The following is an 18,842-nucleotide window of genomic DNA, read 5'->3' as shown; positions in this document are numbered from 1 at the left end:
GCATTAGCCATGGGCGCATGGCCAAGCTCTATTTCTACTACGCCAGCATGAATGCGGGGAAATCGACCACACTGCTGCAGGCCGATTTCAACTACCGCGAACGCGGCATGGCGACGATGCTGTGGACCGCCGCGATCGACAACCGTTCCGACCATCCCATCGCCAGCCGTATCGGCCTGACCGCCGATGCCAGCCGCTTCACCCCCGGCACAAACCTGTGGCGCGACGTGATGGATCGGCACGGGCAGGAATCGCTCGCCTGCGTGCTGATCGACGAGGCACAGTTCCTCACCGCCACGCAGGTGTGGCAATGCGCCCGGCTGGCAGACGAGGGCAATATCCCGGTGCTGTGCTACGGCCTGCGCACCGATTTCCGGGGTGACCTGTTCCCCGGCTCGGCCATATTGCTGGGCATCGCCGATGCGTTGGTGGAGCTGAAGGCCGTCTGCCATTGCGGCCGCAAGGCGACGATGAACCTGCGCGTCGATGCCGCGGGAGATGCCGTGGATGAGGGCTCGCAGACCGAAATCGGCGGAAACGAACGTTATGTCGCGCTGTGCCGCCAGCATTTCGCCGAGCAGCTCAGGATGTACGGCTAGGCGGTCAGAACACGCCCATTTCCAGCCCGGCAGCCAGCGTCGCGCCGGTCTCGCGCGCCTTTGCAAGTTCCGCTTCGGCGATCACCTTCCGGCTGAGGATCTCTTCCTTGGTCTGCGCGCCCACGTTGGTGATCCGGGTGTCGGCCACGCGCTTGAGCCGCCAGCCGGTGCAGATGCGTTCCAGCTGCCTTTGCGCGTTTTCCCCGTCCGAACCGGCGCAAATCAGCGCGGCGTAGGGGCGGCCCTCGATGCGGCCAAGCACCTCGTAATAGCTGCGGTCGAAGAAGGCTTTCATCTCGCCCGCCATGGCGGCGAGGTTTTCCGGGCAAGCGAAGATGTAGCCATCGGCGCTGAGCAGGTCGTCCGGCCCAGCGTCCTCGGCGCGGAGGAAGCTGGTCTCCACCTCACCGGTGTCCTCGGCCCCGTCACGCGCAGCCTCGGCCAATTGCCGGCTGCCGCCGGTGCGCGAGAACCAGACGATCAGGAGCTGCTTCACTCGCTCGCCGTGGCGGCGGGAATGTCCATGAACACGCCCACGCCCGGCCCCAGCGGGATGTCGAAGACCACCCAGGTGATGGTGATGGCAATGCCCGCCGCCATGATGCCGAAGAAATATGGCATCATCAGCGCGGTCAGACTACCGAGGCCGAAGTGCTTGTTCCAGCGCTGGCAGAAGATCAGGATCAGCGGGAAATAGACCATCAGCGGAGTGATGATGTTGGTGGCGCTGTCGCCCACGCGATAGGCCGCGGTGGTCATCTCGGGCGAGATGCCGACCAGCATCAGCATCGGCACCAGCACCGGGGCAAGCACGCTCCACTTGGCGCTGGCGGAACCGATCAGCAGGTTGAGCGCGGCCCCGAACATCAGGATGGCGATCAGCATGGCCCACATCGGCAAGCCGCTGGCTTTCAGCGCGTCGGCGCCGGTGACGGCGAGCACGATGCCCATGTTCGACCAGGCAAACATGGCGACGAAATGCGCCGCCACGAAGCTGAGGACGAGGTAATATGCCATGTCCTTCATCGCCTCGGCCATCATGGCGATCAGGTCGCGGTGGTTGTCGATGGTGCCGGCCGCTCGGCCGTAGGCGTAACCGGGCAGCAGGAAGATCAGCAGGAAGAACGGCAGCAGGCTGCGGTAGAGCGGGTTGAGGCGTGCCTCCGGGGCGGCGGTTTCGTCCACCAGCGGAGCGACCGGGCCGACGGCGAGGAAGACCCACAGGGCGACAAGCCCCAGGGCGACGAGACCGGCATTGCGCATCCCGCGCTTCTGTTCGGGCGTGATATCGTCCAGCGCTTCCTCCGCCGGAGCCTCTCCCCGCAGCGCCTTGTCGTAGGTGCCAAGCCGCGGCTCGATCACGCGGTCGGTCACGTACCAGATCACCGGCAGGTAGGCGAAAGTCATGGCGGCGATGAAATACCAGTTGCCAGCGATGTTGATTACGTAGTCGCCGAACACGGTCTGCACCGCCGCTTCGGTAATGCCGAGCAGCAGCGCATCGAGCTGGCCGGGCATGAGATTGGCCGAGAAGGCACCCGAAACGGCGGCAAAGCTCACCGCAATGCCCACCAGCGGATGGCGTCCTGCCGCGTGGTAGATGATGGCCGCCAGCGGGATCATCACCACGAAGGCGGCGTCGGCGGCGTGGTTGGCCATCATGCAGGCGAAGGCCACCGCCGGAGTCAGCCAGAAGCGCGGCACGTTGGCGACGCTGGCATGCATTGCCGTGGTGAACAGGCCGGAACGTTCGGCCACGCCCGCGCCCAGCATCACTACCAGCACGAAGCCCAAAGGCGGGAAGCTGGTGAAGGTTTCGGGAACCTCGGTCAGCAGGCGGCGCAGGTTCTCTGTCGACAGCAGGCTTTCGACGAACACGATGCGATTGGTGCCGGTGTCGGGATCGATCTCCGCCGGGTGCGGGGCAGACCAGCCAGCCAGCCCGGCAACCACCGAAATGGCGACGAGGATGGCGATGAAATAGACGAACAGCAGCACCGGATCCGGCAGCCGGTTGCCGGTGCGTTCGACCCATCCCAGGAAACCGCTCTGCGTCGCTGTAGTCGTGGCCATTTTTCCCCCTGTCACGAGCTTTTGCGGCAACATGCCGAGAAGCGGCGCACTTTACCAGCGGGCTTGCAGTCGCCATTGGGCACAGCATGGATAGCAAGGCAGCCCCCCACGGATGGATCGTCCTCGACAAGCCGCGCGGCCTCGGCTCGACGCAGGCGGTGGCCGCGGTGAAGCGCAACCTGCGCGAGGCGGGCTATGGCAAGGTGAAGGTGGGGCACGGCGGCACGCTGGACCCGCTGGCCGAGGGCGTGCTGCCGATCGCGCTGGGCGAGGCGACCAAGCTCTCGGGCAGGATGCTCGACAGCGACAAGACCTACGAATTCACGCTCCAGTTCGGCGAGGAGACCGACACGCTGGATGCCGAGGGCGAAGTGGTAGAGCGTTCCGACCGCCGCCCGCCGCGTGCGGCGGTGGCGGCAATCTGCGAGCATTTCACCGGCCCCATCGAGCAGGTGCCGCCGAAATATTCGGCCCTGAAGGTGGACGGCAAGCGCGCCTATGACCTCGCCCGCGCGGGCGAGGAGGTGGAACTGGAGAAGCGCGCGGTCACCGTGCATTCGCTGGAAGTGTTAGGCGGGGCAGGGCCGGCAGGTCTCGAATCCGCCTTCGCCACCACCCGTGGCCGGCCTGACCCCTACGACCCGCAGGCGCCGCTGGAACTGGCCGACAGCGTCACCCTGGTCGCCCATGTCAGCAAGGGGACCTATATCCGCAGTCTTGCACGGGATATCGCACACGCCCTTGGAACCGTGGGGCACGTCACCTATCTACGTCGCATCAAGGCTGGCCCTTTCAGCGAGAATCAGGCGATTTCGCTGGACAAACTGAACGAAATCGGTAAGGGCGCGCCACTTCAAGACCACCTCCTGCCATTGGAGGCGGGGCTGGACGGTATCCCGGCCCTCGCTCTCGATCCGGATAGTGCGCAGGCGGCCAGACAAGGCCGGGTCGTTTCCGGATTGCCCCATCCCGACGGGCTCTACTTTGCCAAGCTGGGCGATGTCCCGGTGGCTCTGGTGGAACTCGAAGGGGGCGCGATGAAAGTCGTGCGGGGTTTCAACGTTTGAAGATACCGCGAAAGGTAAGAGTACTATGTCGGTTACTGCCGAGAAGAAGACCGAGATCATCAAGGACAACGCGACTGCCAAGGGCGACACCGGTTCGCCGGAAGTCCAGGTCGCTATCCTGACCGAGCGCATCCGCAACCTGACGGAGCACTTCAAGGACCACCACAAGGATAACCATTCCCGTCGTGGCCTGCTGAAGATGGTCAACAAGCGTCGTTCGCTGCTGGCCTATCTGAAAAAGAAGGATCTTGGCCGCTACAACGCCCTGATCCAGAAGCTGGGTCTTCGTAAGTAAGAATTACCCGGAGCGGCCCCGATGCGGGCCGCTTCGTCTATCTGCGAACCGTCACATACGGATCGCATACCAATCAGCATCCTTCACAATTCGGTGGAGGGGCTATGGGGCGCGAAAGGCCCCACACCGGACCGGGACGGTTCCCCCGGAAACTGTAGGCCCCGCGCGGCAATATGGCCGGGCGGGTTCAGAAGGAAAATCAATGTTCGACACGAAAACCGTATCGCTGGAGTGGGGCGGAAAAACCCTCACTCTGGAAACCGGCCGTATTGCCCGTCAGGCTGACGGTGCCGTTCTGGCCACCTATGGCGAAACCGTGGTGCTGTGCGCCGTGACTGCCGCCAAGTCCGTTCGCGAGGGGCAGGACTTCTTCCCGCTCACCGTGCACTACCAGGAAAAGTTCTCCGCTGCGGGCCGTATCCCGGGCGGCTTCTTCAAGCGCGAAGGTCGCGCCACAGAGAAGGAAACGCTGGTCTCCCGCCTGATCGACCGCCCGGTGCGGCCGCTCTTCCCGGAAGGCTTCTACAACGAAATCAACGTGATCTGCCAGGTCCTGTCGTATGACGGCGAGACCGAGCCGGATATCGTCGCCATGATCGCCGCTTCGGCTGCGCTCACCATCAGCGGCGTTCCCTTCATGGGTCCGATCGGCGCTGCCCGCGTCGGCTTCCGCAATGGCGAATACGAGCTCAACCCCTCGCTCTCGACCGCGCTCGACGAAGAAGGTCGCCTCGACTTGGTCGTCGCGGCCACGCAGAACGCCGTGATGATGGTCGAATCCGAAGCCAAGGAACTGACCGAAGACGAAATGCTCGGCGCCGTCATGTTCGCGCACGAGGAATCCAAGAAGGTCATCGGCGCGATCATCGAGCTGGCCGAGCAGGCCGCCAAGGATCCGTGGGAAATCGACACTTCGGACGATACCGCCGCGATCAAGGAAAAGCTGCGTGGCATCGTCGGTGACGACATCGCCGCTGCCTACAAGCTGACCGACAAGTCGGCCCGTTCCAACGCGCTCAACGCGGCGCGTGAAAAGGCCAAGGAGGCCTTCGCCGAGGAAGAGCCGCAGACGCAGATGGTCGCCAACAAGGCGGTCAAGAAGCTGGAAGCGGAAATCGTGCGCGGCGCCATCCTGAAGGACGGCCAGCGCATCGACGGCCGCAAGCTGGACCAGGTTCGCCCGATCGAGGCGATGGTCGGCATGCTGCCGCGCACTCACGGTTCGGCGCTGTTCACGCGCGGTGAAACGCAGGCGATCTGCACCACCACGCTGGGCACCAAGGATGCCGAGCAGATGATCGATGGTCTGGAGGGTCTCTCCTACAACCACTTCATGCTGCACTATAACTTCCCGCCCTATTCGGTCGGCGAAGTTGGCCGCTTCGGCTTCACCGGCCGTCGCGAGACCGGCCACGGCAAGCTGGCATGGCGTGCGCTGCACCCGGTGCTGCCCGACCATGAGGACTTCCCCTACACCATCCGCGTGCTGTCCGACATCACCGAGTCCAACGGCTCGAGCTCGATGGCGACCGTCTGCGGCGGCTGTCTGTCGATGATGGACGCCGGCGTTCCGATCGAACGTCCGGTTTCCGGCATCGCCATGGGCCTGATCCTCGAAGGCGAAGACTTCGCCGTGCTGTCCGACATCCTGGGTGACGAAGATCACCTGGGCGACATGGACTTCAAGGTGGCCGGTTCGGAGAAGGGCATCACCTCGCTCCAGATGGACATCAAGGTTGCCGGCATCACCAAGGAAATCATGGAAAAGGCGCTGGAGCAGGCCAAGGCCGGCCGGTCGCACATCCTGGGTGAAATGAACAAGGCCCTGTCGGGTTCGCGCGGTGAAGTGTCCAAGCACGCTCCGCGTATCGAGACGATGCAGATCGACAAGTCGAAGATCCGCGACGTCATCGGCACCGGCGGCAAGGTGATCCGCGAGATCGTGGCCGAAACCGGTGCGAAGGTGGACATCGACGACGAAGGCGTGATCAAGATCTCGTCCTCGAATGCTGACGAAATCGCGGCTGCAAAGGCGTGGATCGAAGGCATCGTGGAAGAAGCCGAAGTCGGCAAGATCTACACCGGCAAGGTCGTCAACATCGTCGACTTCGGCGCCTTCGTGAACTTCATGGGTGGCAAGGACGGCCTCGTCCACGTGTCCGAAATGAAGAACGAGCGCGTCGAAAAGCCGACCGACGTCGTGTCGGAAGGCCAGGAAGTGAAGGTCAAGGTCCTCGAGATCGACAACCGCGGCAAGGTCCGCCTGTCGATGCGCGTGGTCGACCAGGAAACCGGCGAAGAGCTGGAAGACACCCGTCCGCCGCGCGAACCGCGTGGTGACAAGCCGCGTGGCGACCGTCGTGGTCCGCGTGGTGGCGGTCGTGACCGTGGCGGTCGCGGTGGCGATCGCGGTGGCCGTGGCGGTCGTGACCGTGACGGTGGCAAGGACAACGGTCCCGACCACATGCCGGCCTTCCTGAAGGACGACTAAGCCTTTCCCGCAAGGGAACTGAAACGGGCCGCGGGAGCAATACGCTTCCGCGGCCCTTTTCGTATCCGTAACGGGTGTTAAGGTGGCCGCGGATGGGATCGCGGACAATCTTGGGAGAGGACAAGTGAGCGAAGAACAGATCGATATGGCCAAGGTCGAACAGATGGCCGGCCATGTGATCGGCCATGTGGCCGGCGCAGTCAGCCTGATGATGGCCTACCTGGGCGACCAGGCCGGCGTGTTCGAGGCGATGGACGGCGAAGGCCCGATGACGCTGGACCAGCTGGTCGAGAAGACCGGCATGGAGCGCAAGTACCTGCGCGAATGGCTGGGGTCGATCTCGGCCGCTGGCTACGTCGATTTCGACTCCGACAACATGACCTGGGAACTGACGCCGGAACAGGCGCTGATCTTCGCCCGCGAAGGCCAGCCAGCCTGCATGCAGGGCTTCATCCAGTCGATCGTCGCGCAGTACGAGATGCACGAGAAGGCGGTGGAGGTCTTCAAGACCGGCAAGGGCCGTCCGTGGTCGGAGCATTCGCAGTGCATGTTCTGCGGCGTCGACCGCTTCTTCCGACCCGGCTATGCCGCGCACCTGATCCCCGAGTGGCTGCCCGCGCTGAAAGGCGTTACCGAGCGGCTGGAGAAGGGCGCCAAGGTGGCGGACATCGGCTGCGGTTATGGCACCTCGACCATCCTGATGGCGAAGGAATATCCGAACTCCACTTTCGTCGGCTACGACTTCCACGAACCTTCCATCGAGAAGGCCCGCGAACGCGCGGCGGAAGAGGGCGTCACCAACGTCAGCTTCGAAGTGGCGCGGGCGCAGGACTACGAGGGCGACGGGTTCGACTTCGCCTGCATCTTCGACGCACTGCACGACATGGGCGATCCCGTGGGCGCCGCTCGCCATGTGAAGGAATCGCTCAAGCCCGATGGCACCTTCATGATCGTCGAGCCGAACGCCGGCGACACCATGGCGGAGAACATGCACCCGATGGGGCAGATCTTCTACGGCTTCTCCTGCATGGCCTGCGTGCCGGCATCGCTGGCGCAGGAAGTGGGCCTGGGCCTGGGTGCACAGGCTGGCCAGAAGCGCCTGACCGAGGTGCTGAACGAGGCCGGCTTCAGCAATGTCCGCCGCGCCACCGAAACGCCCTCCAACATGGTGCTGGAAGCCACCGTCTAGACCGCTGCGGATTACGCGGCACCTGCGTGCGTCCGGTCGGCCTGAGGGCCGGCCGGTTCACGCGGAGGGTTGAGGGCAAAGCCGGATGCTAGCCCTGCTTCATCGGTATCGGCCCGAGATAGTCCAGCTTGCCCAGTTCCACGCCCTTGTGCCGCAGGATGGCGTAGGCCGTGGTGGCGTGGAAGTAGAAGTTGGGCTGCGCGAAGCCGAGCAGGAAGTTCTCCGCCGTAAAGGGCAGGTCCACGCCGTGCGGTTCGTAGACGAAGCGCATTTCCTTGCCGATGAAGCTCTCCACCTCGGCTGGTGAAAGCGCCCGCAGCTGGTTCTCTGCGGCGCCGATATTCAGGCGCATCTGCTCCAGCTCTTGCGGCGGTTCTTCCAGATCGGGGTTCATCACGCCCTTGCGCACGGCCTCGATGCCACGGTGCGCGTAGGCGAGCATCCAGTTGATCTGCTTGGGAAATGGCGCCATGTCCTCGCGCAGGCAGGCACCGGCAATCTCCTCCTCGGAAAGGTCGCTGGCCTTGGCCTTCTCGATCCACCCCTGCGCCGACTGCAGCATCTGGATCATCGTGGGTACGGTGGCTTGGTAGAGGGAAAACGACATCGGCGGCTCCTGTCAGCTCTTTGCGGCCGGCAGGCTGCCAGCCATGCGCACCGCTGACAAGACAACGCCGCCGCTGTGCAATCCATGTCGATTAGGTAGTGACCCGCGCGCCGTCCTTGCGCATGATGCGTTTCGGGAGAGCACATTCATGCAGGAACTGGCGGGCAAGGTCGCCTTCATCACCGGCGGGGCGAGCGGCATCGGGCTGGGCATGGCCCGCGCCTTCCTGGAAGAGGGGATGAAGGTCGCGCTGGTCGACTTCAGCGACGAACACATTGCCGCCGCGAAACAGACGCTGGCCGGCAACAACGCTGCCTATTTCGTGAAGGCCGACGTGGCCGACCGCGAGAGCCTGCGTTCGGCAGCGCAGGAAGTGCTCGACCATTTCGGCGCGATCCATGTTCTGTGCAACAATGCGGGCGTGAACGGCGGTGGCAAGGCGGCGGACCCCGACTTCGAGGCCTGGGACCGGGCGATGGCGATCAATCTTGGCGGCGTGGTCAACGGCACCAAAATCGTGGTGCCGATCATGCGCGCACAGGGCGAAGGCGGGCACGTGGTCAACACCAGCTCCATGGCGGGCATGGTGCCGCTGCCAAACCTCGGCGCCTATTCCACCTCGAAATACGCCATCCGCGGCTTTTCGGAGAGCTTGCGCCTGCAACTCGCGCGCGACGGAATCGGCGTCTCCTGCCTGTTCCCCGGCGCCACGCGCACGGCCATCGTGCCGCTACCCGAAGACGATCCCTCCATCGACGAGGAAAACGCCCCGCAATTCCTGAAGGACCTGTGGGACGCCATGCGCGGCGCCATCGACCCGCTCGATACCGGGCGCGCGGTGGTGGAGGCGATCAAGGAGAACCGCTTCTACATCTTCACCAACCGCGAATTCCTGCCCGAGGTCGAGCAGCGCCACCGCGAGATCGAAGCGTCCTTCCCCGATGACGAACCGACCCCTGCGCGGGAGAAATTCGAGCAGAACCGTGCCGAGATGGTCCGCCGCCTGATGGCGCCCGGCCACCGAACTGGAGAACGTAAATGACCGAAGTCCGGAAGACCTCCTTCGTCGCCGCGCTCAACGCGCAACCGGTGCGGCCGGTGCAATGGGTGATGGTCGCCACCTGCATGCTGGTGCTGATCGCTGACGGGATGGACCTGCAATTGCTGGGCATCGTCGCCCCGCTGGTGATCGATGCTTTCGATACCGACCGCGCCACCTTCGGCTATGCCATGGGCGCGGCACTGATCGGCTTCGGCCTGGGTTCCTGGGCTGGCGGCGCACTTGGCGACAAGATCGGCAGGCGTTGGACACTGGTGATCGCGGCGCTGGTGTTCTCGTTGGCGACGGTTGGTGCGGGCAGTGCGACGGGTGTCTGGTCCATGGCCGGATGGCGCGTGATCGGCGGCCTCGGCTTCGGCGCGGCCTATGCCAATGCGCTGGCCATGGCGGGCGAGTGGCTGCCTGATCGTTGGCGCCCAATCGCCATCAGTACGCTGTCGGTCGGTACGCCCATCGGCGGGTCCATCGTCGGCTGGTTCGGGCCGGACCTGGCTGCGGCCTATGGCTGGGAAGGCACCTTCGTCACCATTGGCCTCGGCACTTCCGTCATGGCAGTGGTCATCCTGCTGCTGCTGCGCGACAGTCCCAGCTTCCTGATGGCGCTGGGCAAGCGCGAGGCGGCGCAGAAGAACGCCCGCATCGTGCTGGATGAAGAGGTGGAGCTGATCCCCGATCCGCACGCTACCGATACGGCGGAGGGCGTGCAGATCGGCGTGTTCCACCCGTCCAACAAGCGGCTCAATATCGGCGTGGGGCTGGCCTTCGCCGCCTCCGCCCTGGTCGCCTATTCGATCCTTTCTTGGAGCACGGTGCTGCTGACCGAGCGCGGCTTCACGCTGGAAACGGCGGGCAATGTCGTTGGCATCGTCGGCATCACCTCGATGATCGGCTCGATCATCGTCGGCGAGGCCATGCGGCGACTGGGATCAAAGCGGGTCATGCTGTTCATCAGCGTGGCGTTGGTAGCGGTGCTGCTGGGGCTGGGCTGGGCGGTGGAGCACCTGCCCGAAGACGCCGGCGCCACAGAGCGCATGGCCGTCACCTGGCTGGCCGGCGGTGCCGGTGCCCTGTTCAGCGCCGGAATCGCCGGCATCTACGTGCTGATGGCATACGGCTATCCGCAAAGCTGCCGCTCGGCCGGGATCGGCTTCGGCATCTTCATGAGCCGCGCGGGCGCCATCGGCGGCTCCATGTTTGGCGGCGCGCTGCTGGCGCTGGGCGGCACCAGCTCGGTGCCCTTCTTCGCGGTACAAGTTGTTGCAGCCGTGCTGATCGGTGTCGCTGCCTTCGTGGTGGACCGCCACGTCCCGCCGCTACGCGGATAATCCCACGAAAAAGGCCCGCGTCCCTTGCGGGAGCGGGCCTCTCTGTTCGTTGTTGGCTGAGCCTTAGCGCACGCGCGGGCCGCCGAACGGCAGCGGCGGCGGGGGACGGCGGGCGCCACGCGGCAGCTGTGCCTGGTAGGCCCGGCCGCAATGTTCGACGCAGTAGGGGAAACCGGGGTTCACCTTCTCGCCGCAGAAGTGGAAATCGGGCTCGCCCGGATGACCCATCGGCCAGCGGCAGACGCGGTCGTTCAGGTCCAGCAGGCTGGTCTTGTCGGCGATCTCCGGGCTCGGCTTGGCCGGCACCAGGCGGCGCGGCGGAGCCGGCGGGATCGGGGCCTGCTGGTCACCCGGACCCTGGCGCAGGAAGCCGCCAGGGCCATAGGAAACGATCTTGGGCAGGTCTTCCTGCTTGTTGGGCAGAGGCTGGCTGTTCTGCGGCGGCGTGGCGGCCTTGGCGGGCGCGGGCTTGGCCGGAGCTTCTTCCTTGGCCTTCTTGGCCGGCGCCGGCTTTGCCTTGGCCTTCGCTGGCGCGGCCTTTGTCGCTGCTGCCTTCTTCTTGGGCGCGGCCTTCTTCTTATCCTTCGCCTTTACCGGGCTCGGACGGGCCTTCAGGCCCAGGCGGTGCGCCTTGCCGATCACCGCGTTGCGGGAGACGCCGCCCAGCTCGGTGGCAATCTCGCTCGCGGTCGCGCCGCCCTCCCACATCTTGGTGAGGGTAGCGATGCGTTCTTCGGTCCAACTCATATGATCAGCAATTCCGTATCTTCATGTTCTGGCCAGCCCGACACCTTGCCAGCGAGGCACTGGCGAGATAGGCGCCCCCCTATGGCCGATCAAGCACCTGCTGCCGCCTCTGTGCAAGGCGAATTCGTCGACACCAGCAACGGTGCCGGGCGCAAGTTCCCGCCCAAGGGAGAGCCGCAGATCACCGGGATCAACCGGATCGGGCTGTGGAGCCTCTATATTAAGGAATGCCGCCGTTTTCTCAAGGTGCAGACGCAGACCGTCTGGGCACCTGCGATAACGACGCTGCTGTTCCTCGTCATCTTTACCGTCGCGCTGGGTCGCGAGGGGCGCGAAGTGCTGGGCGTGCCCTTCGGCACATTCGTTGCGCCGGGCCTGATCATGATGGGCATGATGCAGAATGCCTTTGCCAATTCCAGCTTCAGCCTGCTGGCGGGCAAGCTGCAGGGTACGATCATCGACCTGCTGATGCCGCCATTGTCGGAAGCCGAATTGATGATCGGCATCGTCATGGCCGCCATCACTCGCGCGGTGATGGTGGGCGGTACGGTGGCGTTGGCGATGTGGCTCTATCCCGGGGTGGAGATGCAGGCAGCGCATCCCTGGGCGATCGTCTGGTTCGGGCTGATGGGTTCTGCCATGCTGGCGCTGATGGGCCTGCTGACCAGCATCTGGGCCGAGAAGTTCGACCACAGTGCCGCCATCACCAACTTCATCGTCGCGCCGCTCAGCCTGCTGTCGGGTACGTTCTACGTCATCTCCAACCTCTCGCCCTTCTTCCAGGCGATCAGCAAGGCGAACCCGTTCTTCTACATGATCTCGGGCTTCCGCTTCGGCTTCCTGGGCGAGAGCGATATCGGCAACAGCAACGCCGACGTGGTCAGCGCCGCCATCGGTGTCGGGGTGCTCAACCTCGTGCTGGGGTTCATCACCTACCGCGTCCTGAAGAGCGGCTGGAAGATCAAGAGCTGAGGGCCGTGGCCGCCGGGCAGTTCGCCTGCCCGCTTAATGCGTCAGGCTGCGCCGCAGCCAGTAACGGCCGGCGCGGAAAGCCTCGAACAGCTGGTTGACCTGCGGATGGTCGATGGGTTCGCCATCGGTATCCGGCAGCAGGTTCTGCTGGCTGACATAGGCGACGTAGGAACTGTCCTCGTTCTCGGCCAGCAGGTGGTAGAATGGCTGGTCCCTACGGGGGCGCTGGTCCTCCGGGATCTGCTCGTACCATTCTTCCGAATTGGCGTAGACCGGATCGATATCGAAAATGACGCCGCGGAAGTCGTAAAGGCGGTGTTTCACGATGTCGCCGATGGCGAAGCGGGCCATGCTGCGGCGGGGGGCATCAATCCGACGTCCGGCCTGCGACAGGTAGAATTCCGAGCGTTCCATGGTGCAGAGATATATGCCGGCCTGAGTCGGTAACAAGGTCGCCAGCGCGACAGTCCCCCGATTTTGCGCGCCGGGGCAAAGAAGGGTCTTGGCAAGCTAGCGGCACTCCGCTAACCGCCGCGCTCCCAATCGACTGCGGGTTATCGAAGTCACCCATCTGCGGAGAGGTGCCGGAGTGGTCGAACGGGGCGGTCTCGAAAACCGTTGTGCCCTTACGGGTACCGAGGGTTCGAATCCCTCCCTCTCCGCCATACTTCCCACATCGCCGCTTGATGGCTCCGCCAGGACGCCGGTCAGATCCGTTCGATGACCAGGGCGATTCCCTGCCCGCCGCCAATGCACATGGTCGCAAGGCCGAAGCGGCCCCCGGTCCGCTCCAGTTCGTGAAGCAGCTTCACCGTCATGATGGCGCCGGTCGCGCCGACCGGGTGGCCGAGCGAAATGCCCGAGCCGTTCACATTCGTCCTGGTCGGATCGAAGTTCAGCTCTTTCGCCACGGCGCAGGCCTGGGCGGCAAAGGCCTCGTTCGATTCGATGACATCGATGTCGGCCAGCGACACCCCGGCCATTTCCAGAGCCCTGGGAACGGCAAAGACCGGGCCGATGCCCATCACTTCCGGCGCCACGCCGGAATGTCCCCACCCCAGTATTCGCGCTCTCGGTATCAGTCCGTGCCTCTCCGCCGCGTCGGTGCGTGCCAGGATGAGCGCGGCCGCACCGTCGTTGATGCCCGAAGCATTGCCGGCGGTGACGGTGCCGTCCTTGCGGAAGATGGGCTTGAGCTGGGCGAGTGCCTCCACCGTGGTCTCGGCACGGGGATGCTCATCGACAGCGAATTGCCGGGCTCCACGGCGAGAGCGGATTTCAACCGGAACGATCTGCTCGGTAAAGCGCCCTTCCTCGATTGCCGCTGCGGCGCGGCGGTGGCTTTCCGCCGCCAGCGCATCCTGCGCGGCTCGATCGATGCCATGGCGCTCGGCGACATTCTCGGCCGTGACGCCCATGTGCACGTCGTTGAATGGATCTGTCAGCGTGCCGGTCAATCCGTCGAGCATCTCGATCGGACCCAGCTTCTGTCCGAACCTCGCCTGAGTAACGAAGTGCGGCGCTCTCGACATCGATTCGGCGCCGCCCGCAACCGCCAAATCGCACTCGCCCAGGGTGAGCATCTGGGCCGCCGAGACGATGGCCTGCACGCCCGAACCGCATAGGCGGTTGAGGGTCATCGCCGGCACCTCCACCGGAACTCCCGCGTTCACGGCGGCGACGCGCGCCAGGTAGGCATCGTGCGGACAGGTCGGCATGACCTGGCCCATCACGACATGGCCGATATCGCCGGCAGAGACCTTGGCCCGCTCGATGGCAGACGCGATCACGGTGCGGCCCAGTTCGGCCGGAGCCACGTCCTTCAGACTGCCGCCGAAACTGCCGATCGCGGTGCGGACCGCCGAGACGATCACGACGTTCTCGATCATTGCCTTCCTCCTGAATCCCGAGCGCGACCAGGTACTTGTCCGGCATGCTCAATCCCCATTGCCGGTAAGGTAAATCCTGTTGTCAGCACAGGGCAATCTTTCTTACATCGCCGGCAATCTCCTACACCCGCATGGCAGAAGGCACGCGCACCAGAGATTCACCGGTTTTCATTCTTGTGTTTGCGGCTAACATCGCGCGGCTGCTTGGCCAGGGCGATGTTCCTTCATGGCGCGTTCGCCTCGTCTCGGCGGTGATCGCCCGGCTCTGCGAAGACCATTGCCATGGTGCGAAAAGACGGGGTGAAGATGAGGGGCAGGGGCAGAATGGCGCGGTGGCTCCGATTGTTGAGAGAACGCGCTGGCAGCAGGAACCAACCAATGATGTCCCACTCCCACGGCAAGCCAATATCAGGCTGCAGCGCCATCGTGGTGGGAGCCGGTGCCATCGGTACTAGCATTGCAGAAGCTCTGCTGGATCGCGGGGCGAGCGTCATGCTGCTCGACCGCGACGAAGCCAGATTGTCGGCTTGTTCAAGCAGCATCTCGAACGAAGGGCTGACGGTAAACCGTATCGACGTGGGTGATGCCGACGCGGTCGAAGGGCTGTCCGTGGCTAGCTGCGACATCCTGGTGTTCGCTTTCGGGGTTCAATCCGAAGTGAACGGCATGGCCGAGACTGAAGACCATTGGCGCCAGGCGCTGGAAACCAACGTGGCAGGTCCGGCCAGACTTGCCCGAAAGATCGTGCCGGTCATGGCTGCGGGCGGGGGCGGTTCGATCACCTTCGTCTCTTCGATTCACGCTCACCTGCCGTCTCGGTGGGCGAGCTATTCTGCGTCCAAGGCCGCGCAGGAAGCACAGATGCGTGAATGGGCCGTCGACCTCGCGCAGCACGCGATCAGGGTGAATGCAGTGGCTCCCGGGTGGGTTTCGGCGGAAGAGCGCAAGTCACGGCTGGCGCTGCTGCATCAGCGGACAATCCCGCCGGAATACATAGCGAATGCCGTCTGTTTCCTTGCCGATGAAACGCAATCGGCTTTTACCACGGGGAGCGTCCTTACGATCGACGCAGGAGCATCCCTCTACAGCGGTCGTGTGCCATTCGATCCCCCGGATACGGCCCGCTGAATGGTTCGTTTCGGGATGATCGGCTGCGGGAACGTGGGGCAGCTGCACCTGCTGTGGGCGCAGCGGTGCCCGGACATGCAGGTTGTGGCGGTCTGCGATATCGATCCCGAAGCTTCACAACGCGCAGGGGAGGAATTCCAGGCGCCGCACTGGTCGGATCACCGCAGAATGCTCGCAGAGGCGCGATGTGATCTCGTGTCCATCGCCGTACCCCATGCACAGCTCGCGCCGATCGCGAACGATTGCCTCGAAGCCGGTTGTCACGTCCTGCTGGAAAAGCCCATGGCGCGTCACGTTGTCGAGGCAGCGCAGCTCTTGCTCCGCGCGGAAGAACTGGGTCTCCTTGTCGGCTGCGCATATCAGTATCGCGGCTTCCACACTCCCCGAGCGATCAAGTCGCTGATCGACGAGGGGCGGATCGGGCAAATTCGTCAGATCATCTGGAACTGGCACGAGATGCGTTCGCAGGCATATTATCAGCGCGAGCCATGGAAGGCTGAGTGGTCGCTCGCAGGTGGCGGGCTCGTGATGAGCCAGTTGAGCCACGACATCGATCTCTTGCGGGACCTAGCCGGAGACGTGGTCAGCGTTCAGGCGCAATTCGCCAATCACGCGCATGACACCGACATGGAGGATACGCTTGTCGCCACCATGCGGTTCAGGAACGGTGCGCTCGCGACCATCAATGCCAGCATGAACCAGCCATTCGCCGGAAACTTCAGGACGATCGTCGGGACGAAGGGTATGATCCGTATCCCCGAGGCCCGAAGTCTTTCTGGCAATCCGGGTGACCTGATCGAGCTGGGAACGTTCGAGACGGCAACGGACGCCGCCATCGCGTCATTTGAAGATCATCACCGACAGCCGAAGATTGGCTGGACGAGACTGAATACCAATCCGGAGGCAAGACGGCGGATCCTGCCAAGTCGATTGCGCAAGACATTGAAGCATGTGCTTGGCCGCGTGGGGGTAAGACGCAGCTGGTCTGGCAATCCGCCTCGGGCGGGGCATGGCAACCTGCTCTGGCGCTTTGCGGAGGCCATCAAGGCCGGATCGCCGCTTGATCCAGAGCTTGATTGTCGCGGGGCGCTGGCAACGCTGGAAGTCATGAATGCGCTCTACCTGGCAGGAATGGAACAGCGGCAGGTATCGCTTCCGATCGATGGTCATGGCTATCTCGCCATGTTGGATCGGCTGTCCTCGGGCGAAACGAAGTTACCCAATTGCTGAGAAGGTCCGTAAATTACCTGCGCCGGGTGAAGCGCAAATTGTGGCACCCCCCAAGCCAGCCCATGCGCATCGTGGTGGATGATCCTGCCATGCTGGACCTTGTCGCCGGCAACGCCTCGATTGAACGGCTGGCCAGCGGCATGGAATTCACGGAGGGGCCAGTCTGGCGCGCGTCGACCCAATCGCTGGTCTTCAGCGACATTCCCGCCAACAGGCTGATGGAATGGCGGAACGGCTCCGTCGTTACGCTGCGTCATCCCTGCGGGCATCCCAATGGCAACACGCTGGACCGTGAAGGTCGGCTGATCAGCTGTGCTCACAGCGCGCGATGTGTCTATCGCGAACTGGATAATGGCGAGCGGGTTGTCATTGCGCAGGAATTCGCGGGACTGCGACTCAACAGCCCGAACGATGTCGTGGTGAAAAGCGATGGCAGCATCTATTTTACCGACCCTCCCTTCGGCATCGCCAAGCACCAGCGAGAACTCGGCTTCTCGGGCATCTACCGGCTTGCGCCATCGGGAGAACTGGAGCTCCTTCACAAGGAGATGGAGGCGCCCAACGGGCTTGCCTTCTCGCCCGACGAGCGCACGCTCTATGTCGACGATTCCAGCAGCCATAGGCTGCATGCCTTTCGCGTCCTCGACGACGGTCGGCTCGGCGATCAACTGCAGGTTCTGGACATGCGGCGCGATTTGGCGGGAACGCCCGACGGCATGAAGGTCGACAAGCGCGGGAACCTGTTCGTTACCGGACCGGGCGGCGTATGGGTCATCTCGCCAGACTTCGTTCCCCTGGGCAGGATCGAGCTTCCCGAACCGCCTGCAAACTGTGCATGGGGGGATGATGGGCACAGTCTCTACGTCACGGCACGCCAGTCGCTTTACCGCGTGCGTTGCCTGACTTCCGGTCATATCTTGCCGGGGTAGAGATGCCTTTGCCGGATTTCCTCGTTATCGGTGCCCAGAAAGCCGGGACAACCTGGCTGCATCATCATTTGCAGCAGCACGATGACGTATGGCTGCCGCCGATAAAGGAGCTGCACTATTTCGACCGCAGCCCTAGGCCCCTGTTCCTGGATGCGTTTCACGGCAAGTATGACCGTTTCATGTTGCGGCGCTGGTTGCGGGTCGGATTGGACGATGTGGTCCAGCACCCGGCGAACCTCATGTGGCACGCGCGCTTCTTCCTCACGCCAAGGGACGATCGCTGGTATGCCCGCTGCTTTTCGAACAGTGGCAGGGCCATCGCCGGGGAGGTCTGCCCCGCCTATGCCCGGCTGGACGATGCCGGGGTGGATCGCGTGGCCAAGCTGCTGCCCGACGCCAAGATCGTCTACATTCTGCGTAATCCCGTCGAGCGCATGTGGTCGCAGGCAGCGATGTACTTCTCACGGTACGGCCATTCCGGCCTCGCAAACGCCAGCATTGAGCAAATCGAGCGCTTTCTTGCCTGGGACAAGGCGCAGGCGAACAATCGCTATGACACGGTAATTTCCCGCTGGTCTCGACATTTCCCAGATACGCAATTGCACGTAGCGTTCTACGATCAACTCGAGGAAGACCCGGCCGATTTCTTCTCGGGGATCTGCCGGTTCCTCGGCATAGAGCCGCGGTGCGGCGAGGGTCTTTCGGAAAAAATCCATGCCGGCGAAAAGGTGCCGATGCCGCCGCAGATTCGGAGGCAACTGAGCGCCGAATATCTGCCCGAGGTCACGCGGCTAGATCGCAGGTTTGCCAATCGATACACAGCTGACTGGGTCGGCGCACTACGGTCTAAGATTGGTACTTGCTAGGTATCTGATCTGGTATAGTCTTGTGAACACGCTAAGGTTTATCGCTTAGGGTTCGCAAATCTTGCACGGTGTTCGGGTCGCAACCGTGCCGCTGGGGCCAGGGTTTTATGGTAACTTCCGTTGCAGATGCGCATCTCGCGCAACTGAAGGGATTCTTCGAGCAACTGCCAAGTGCGACAGGGCAGGAAATCACGGTTGAGGGCGACACCGAACTGCTCTCGTCCGGGCTGCTGGATTCACTGCAGCTGTTCATGCTCGTCTCGTATATCGAGGACGAGATGGGGATCGCAGTCGATCCCGACGACATTACGCCTGGCAACTTCGAAACCCTGAACGACCTTGGCCGCCTGTTGAGCCGGTACGAGGAGCGCTAGG

20 protein-coding genes and 1 tRNA gene are annotated in these 18,842 nt (G+C 63.6%); 14 read left to right on the top strand and 7 right to left on the bottom strand.

Going from position 1 to position 18,842, the window contains the following annotated elements:
* Window positions 1-17 precede the first annotated feature (17 nt).
* Entirely contained in the window at window positions 18-599 is a 582-nt protein-coding gene (locus tag OZN62_RS05200) for a thymidine kinase (protein WP_269101682.1), read from the top strand.
* 4 nt (window positions 600-603) lie between these two features.
* Here the strand turns inward: OZN62_RS05200 and OZN62_RS05195 are convergent, their stop codons facing one another.
* Window positions 604-1,095 (bottom strand): flavodoxin family protein, encoded by a 492-nt coding sequence (locus OZN62_RS05195; protein ID WP_269101681.1) that lies wholly within the window; start codon window positions 1,093-1,095, stop codon window positions 604-606.
* Window positions 1,092-2,672 (bottom strand): AbgT family transporter, encoded by a 1,581-nt coding sequence (locus OZN62_RS05190; RefSeq protein WP_269101680.1) that lies wholly within the window; start codon window positions 2,670-2,672, stop codon window positions 1,092-1,094. Before OZN62_RS05190 ends, OZN62_RS05195 begins: the two co-directional genes overlap by 4 nt.
* A gap of 86 nt (window positions 2,673-2,758) precedes the next feature.
* Here OZN62_RS05190 and truB point away from each other — a divergent pair, with 86 nt between their 5' ends.
* The 4 genes from truB (at window position 2,759) to OZN62_RS05170 (ending at window position 7,714) form a co-directional block, all read left to right on the top strand.
* Window positions 2,759-3,739, top strand: a complete 981-nt coding sequence (gene truB, locus OZN62_RS05185; protein WP_269101679.1) for a tRNA pseudouridine(55) synthase TruB — start codon at window positions 2,759-2,761, stop codon at window positions 3,737-3,739.
* A gap of 25 nt (window positions 3,740-3,764) precedes the next feature.
* On the top strand, window positions 3,765-4,034 hold the full coding sequence (gene rpsO / locus OZN62_RS05180) for a 30S ribosomal protein S15 (RefSeq protein ID WP_269101678.1): 270 nt from the start codon (window positions 3,765-3,767) through the stop codon (window positions 4,032-4,034).
* Between the two features lie 202 nt (window positions 4,035-4,236).
* Window positions 4,237-6,525, top strand: coding sequence for a polyribonucleotide nucleotidyltransferase (gene pnp / locus OZN62_RS05175; RefSeq protein WP_269101677.1), 2,289 nt, complete (start codon window positions 4,237-4,239; stop codon window positions 6,523-6,525).
* Between the two features lie 124 nt (window positions 6,526-6,649).
* On the top strand, window positions 6,650-7,714 hold the full coding sequence (locus OZN62_RS05170; protein ID WP_269101676.1) for a methyltransferase domain-containing protein: 1,065 nt from the start codon (window positions 6,650-6,652) through the stop codon (window positions 7,712-7,714).
* Window positions 7,715-7,802: 88 nt separating this feature from the next.
* Here the strand turns inward: OZN62_RS05170 and OZN62_RS05165 are convergent, their stop codons facing one another.
* On the bottom strand, window positions 7,803-8,321 hold the full coding sequence (locus OZN62_RS05165) for a DUF1993 domain-containing protein (protein ID WP_269101675.1): 519 nt from the start codon (window positions 8,319-8,321) through the stop codon (window positions 7,803-7,805).
* A gap of 148 nt (window positions 8,322-8,469) precedes the next feature.
* Between OZN62_RS05165 and OZN62_RS05160 the strand changes: the two genes are divergently transcribed.
* Both OZN62_RS05160 and OZN62_RS05155 read left to right on the top strand, forming a co-directional pair.
* Entirely contained in the window at window positions 8,470-9,363 is an 894-nt protein-coding gene (locus OZN62_RS05160; RefSeq protein ID WP_269101674.1) for an SDR family oxidoreductase, read from the top strand.
* Window positions 9,360-10,706, top strand: a complete 1,347-nt coding sequence (locus OZN62_RS05155) for an MFS transporter (protein ID WP_269101673.1) — start codon at window positions 9,360-9,362, stop codon at window positions 10,704-10,706. Before OZN62_RS05160 ends, OZN62_RS05155 begins: the two co-directional genes overlap by 4 nt.
* 63 nt (window positions 10,707-10,769) lie before the next feature.
* Here the strand turns inward: OZN62_RS05155 and OZN62_RS05150 are convergent, their stop codons facing one another.
* Window positions 10,770-11,453, bottom strand: coding sequence for a GcrA family cell cycle regulator (locus OZN62_RS05150; protein WP_269101672.1), 684 nt, complete (start codon window positions 11,451-11,453; stop codon window positions 10,770-10,772).
* An 81-nt stretch (window positions 11,454-11,534) separates the two neighbouring features.
* On the opposite strand from OZN62_RS05150, the gene OZN62_RS05145 reads away from it, so the two are divergent.
* Window positions 11,535-12,425, top strand: a complete 891-nt coding sequence (locus OZN62_RS05145; RefSeq protein WP_269101671.1) for an ABC transporter permease — start codon at window positions 11,535-11,537, stop codon at window positions 12,423-12,425.
* A gap of 33 nt (window positions 12,426-12,458) precedes the next feature.
* On the opposite strand, the gene hspQ is transcribed toward OZN62_RS05145, so the two are convergent.
* Window positions 12,459-12,839, bottom strand: a complete 381-nt coding sequence (gene hspQ, locus OZN62_RS05140; protein ID WP_269101670.1) for a heat shock protein HspQ — start codon at window positions 12,837-12,839, stop codon at window positions 12,459-12,461.
* 161 nt (window positions 12,840-13,000) lie between these two features.
* On the opposite strand from hspQ, the gene OZN62_RS05135 reads away from it, so the two are divergent.
* Window positions 13,001-13,090: transfer RNA gene (locus tag OZN62_RS05135), tRNA-Ser, on the top strand.
* 42 nt (window positions 13,091-13,132) lie between these two features.
* On the opposite strand, the gene bktB is transcribed toward OZN62_RS05135, so the two are convergent.
* Together bktB and OZN62_RS05125 are read right to left on the bottom strand one after the other, a co-directional pair.
* Entirely contained in the window at window positions 13,133-14,314 is a 1,182-nt protein-coding gene (gene bktB / locus OZN62_RS05130) for a beta-ketothiolase BktB (protein WP_442864391.1), read from the bottom strand.
* Between the two features lie 224 nt (window positions 14,315-14,538).
* Window positions 14,539-14,739 carry a hypothetical protein gene (locus OZN62_RS05125; protein ID WP_269102222.1) on the bottom strand — a complete coding sequence of 67 codons (201 nt, stop codon included), beginning with the start codon at window positions 14,737-14,739 and terminating at the stop codon, window positions 14,539-14,541.
* Here OZN62_RS05125 and OZN62_RS05120 point away from each other — a divergent pair.
* The 5 genes from OZN62_RS05120 to OZN62_RS05100 all read left to right on the top strand — a co-directional run bounded on the left by OZN62_RS05120 (window position 14,693) and on the right by OZN62_RS05100 (window position 18,841).
* A complete protein-coding gene (locus OZN62_RS05120; protein ID WP_330848768.1) occupies window positions 14,693-15,442 on the top strand; it encodes an SDR family NAD(P)-dependent oxidoreductase in 750 nt (249 codons plus the stop codon). The genes OZN62_RS05125 and OZN62_RS05120 overlap by 47 nt on opposite strands.
* A complete protein-coding gene (locus OZN62_RS05115) occupies window positions 15,443-16,672 on the top strand; it encodes a Gfo/Idh/MocA family protein (protein ID WP_269101669.1) in 1,230 nt (409 codons plus the stop codon). It begins immediately after the preceding gene.
* A gap of 62 nt (window positions 16,673-16,734) precedes the next feature.
* Window positions 16,735-17,601, top strand: coding sequence for an SMP-30/gluconolactonase/LRE family protein (locus OZN62_RS05110; protein ID WP_269101668.1), 867 nt, complete (start codon window positions 16,735-16,737; stop codon window positions 17,599-17,601).
* A gap of 8 nt (window positions 17,602-17,609) precedes the next feature.
* Window positions 17,610-18,467 (top strand): sulfotransferase family protein, encoded by an 858-nt coding sequence (locus OZN62_RS05105; protein ID WP_269101667.1) that lies wholly within the window; start codon window positions 17,610-17,612, stop codon window positions 18,465-18,467.
* Window positions 18,468-18,574: 107 nt separating this feature from the next.
* Window positions 18,575-18,841 (top strand): phosphopantetheine-binding protein, encoded by a 267-nt coding sequence (locus tag OZN62_RS05100; protein WP_269101665.1) that lies wholly within the window; start codon window positions 18,575-18,577, stop codon window positions 18,839-18,841.
* The last annotated feature ends 1 nt before the right edge of the window (window position 18,842 follow it).

The sequence above is a fragment of the Aurantiacibacter sp. MUD11 genome (genome assembly GCF_026967575.1).
In the GTDB taxonomy this organism is placed as follows: Bacteria; Pseudomonadota; Alphaproteobacteria; order Sphingomonadales; family Sphingomonadaceae; genus Alteraurantiacibacter.
The sequence above is the reverse complement of the archived record's forward strand: the minus strand, read 5'-3'. Positions and strand labels throughout refer to the sequence as shown.